Below are 2,872 nucleotides of genomic sequence, written 5' to 3' on the forward strand. Positions count from 1 at the left end.
GCACCTCTTCCCGCTGTTCCTGCTCCTCGCAGTCATCACCGGCGTAATCAACGGCCTCGCCGCCGACTGGCTGATCCGCCAGCTGCGCCAGCACCCGGCATTCGCCGAATCGTCACCCACCACTGAAACAACAAACGATTGCCAAGACAATCGTTAGAATGCTATAAAAATCAGGCAACTTATCAGGCTGACATTTCTTGTCACCACCTTCGCCCGTTTCCAACGCCACCAAGTAAAGAAGCTGGCGGGATTAGCATCTCCAATATTTGGAATGGGGGGATTCCATGTCTTTAGAGTTACTCCACAAAGCACACAATACTACACCGTTTAACTGCGGGATATTATGCGCCTATTTGGCGTCCTATTAACTAGTTAGCCTGAATATGAAAATCAATAATCTGCTGAGCGAAATTGAACAGTTCACTACCTGGTTCGGCAACGTATATTGCCGAGATTATTGGGATACTATTTCACTAGCTGTAACGATTTTAACGATATTATTAAGTATTGTGATTTTTTATATTAGGCCATCGAAAAAAGTAAAACTTGTAATATGTATTGCTTTAATTTTATCTATTCTTGTTTTTTTGTCACATCTATATAATGCCATCTTGTTTTATTCTGAAGAAATGTACTCAATTCATATCTTTTATGAATTAATAGCTTTTGAGTTGATCCCGTTATTTATAATTGCCTATACATATTTTTATTATTTTAGGCAGACATCAATTAGCATTACAAGGCGTTGCATTGCTGGAACCCTGTTTTGCTGTTTTGCGCTTTTTTATACCCAGTTTACAATTCTTACACGAGTTTTTTCTTTTTACTCTCTCGTCAACTGGGGTGGTTAACAGAGTTCCGGAGACAGTTTACTTAATTCAAGAGGCTGAATTGACCGCAGGGGGAGTTAAGTAAACTGTCCCCAGAATTCACATTCAAGGAACTAAATTGGCCAACGCGGGAGTTATGTACGCGGCCTTCCGGATTTGCGCAAAAAACCAAATACTTCTTTGCTACAAATCTGTTATCACCTGGAGGGAAAAATGAAAAAATTATTTATTATTGCGATCGTTATGCTTTTGACTGAAAGTTATGGCTACGCGCTCAACTTTCTAAAGTTTCCCACTGAGGGCGTAGAACAAAAAACGATGGTCGTCGAATACCTCTACAATTACACCGTCTGGCATTATAAACAGCCGCTATACCTCAATCTCACTCCCCGCGACAAAGCGGAATTCGACAGCCCGGAAGGGGCATTAACCACCCTGATTTCTGCAATGGCCAAGGGCGATACAGATTGGGTTTTGTCATGCTTTGACGAACCATCAAAGAATGAACTTGAAACGATTTTTGCCGACCCTGCAATGAAAACCAATGTGGCAAAGCAGTGGAATAGTTTATACAAAAACGCGAAGTTAATTCTTCTCAATCGCATTGAGCCTGAAGGAGACAAACTCATCATTCTTGAGTACAAAACCACAAAAACCGATGGCACAGAATCGAAAGAGACCTTGAATTTCATCCTCGAAAACAACCAATGGAAAGCGACAAATCGTTATTCAGATTATCCCGTCAGCAATTTCTTTGGTGAAGATCGGGTCAAGTTCCATGGCGAGTTGGAATAAAAGCAAAGAGTGTCCGTTTCCATTCCTGCGTATTTTATAAACAGATAAAACAAACTGCACCGGAGGGGGCTTTGAGAAGGGAAGTCGGGGACACCTTGCTTAATTCAAGGGACTGGAAGTTCCGGGGACAGCTTACTTAATTCAAGAGACTGAATTGACCGCAGGGGGAGTTAAGTAAACTGTCCCCGAAATTACATTTCCTCGCATTTTGGTAAATGGATAAAAGCTGCATCCACTGGAGGGGCATTTGAAAAGAACCGAGTTTATTTTCGTAGCATTACGCCTGTTGGCTCTTTACCTGCTGGTCGCCGGTCTCACCCAACTGCCTTTGACAATCAGCGGACTTTACGGCAGTTGGTCCGACAAGGGGGAGCAAAGCGCGTTGTTCGTACTATCAGGCTCACTGTTTGGTCTCACCTACTTTGTAGCCTGTGCCGTAATCTGGTTTTTGGCTCCACGGATTGCACGTCTTGTCGAAGGGAACCTGCCACAGCTTGAAACCGCAGACAACGAATTCACCGCCGGCAACGCGCTGAACGTGGGCATCATTCTTCTGGGCTTTTTTGTTCTCACTCGAAGTCTCCCAACCTTAGCGAAAATTGTCTTCGCGCTTCTTCTGCCCTCCTTCAATTCCAGTTTCGAAAAAGCCATTTCGGCCCTTAATAATGCCGACGTTTCAGTCATTCCCTGGCCGGGCATCATCGCGGTTGCGGTTCAAATTGCGATAGCCGTCTGGTTTATTCTGGGTTCAAAGGGCATCGTCACTTTTTTAAACAAGGTTCGCTATGCCGGCAGAGTCTCCTAAGTTAAGGGGCACCTTACTTAATTTAAGGGACAGAGTTTCGGGGACAGTTTACTTAATTCAAGAGGCTGAATTGACCGCAGGGGGAGTTAAATTGTCCCCAGAATTACCACTCTTTTCAAACTTGGCGATCAAGTTTGTGGCGATTCGACTGTGTGGGAGAAACTTGCTGCATATGTCCGTGTAAATTCGGGGGCATTTTACTTGAGTCTCTAACTCGACAACCCGAGCCTTTCTTTCTGATAGAGGAAATCCCCATGCCCAATGACGTTGAAAATGGCCCTGATTTTACTACCGGCAGCCCAACCCTATCGCTGAAACAGTTGCTGGTTGCCATTCGCGCACCGATCATTGTCGCAACTGTGATCAATGCGCTTTGCACCTTTTTCCCGATATTCCTGATAACCAGGCTGCACCTCAGCCTGTGGTTTTTTGGCCTTCTGAA

Annotated in this window: 2 protein-coding genes; both read left to right on the top strand. The window is 44.4% G+C overall.

Annotated features, from left to right (window positions below; genetic code table 11):
• Nucleotides 1-1,043: 1,043 nt before the first annotated feature.
• Nucleotides 1,044-1,625 (top strand): nuclear transport factor 2 family protein, encoded by a 582-nt coding sequence (locus tag AC37HE_RS00410; RefSeq protein WP_500780789.1) that lies wholly within the window; start codon nucleotides 1,044-1,046, stop codon nucleotides 1,623-1,625.
• A 247-nt stretch (nucleotides 1,626-1,872) separates the two neighbouring features.
• Nucleotides 1,873-2,430, top strand: a complete 558-nt coding sequence (locus tag AC37HE_RS00415) for a hypothetical protein (protein ID WP_500780790.1) — start codon at nucleotides 1,873-1,875, stop codon at nucleotides 2,428-2,430.
• The last annotated feature ends 442 nt before the right edge of the window (nucleotides 2,431-2,872 follow it).

This window comes from Mangrovibacterium sp. (assembly GCF_059905295.1).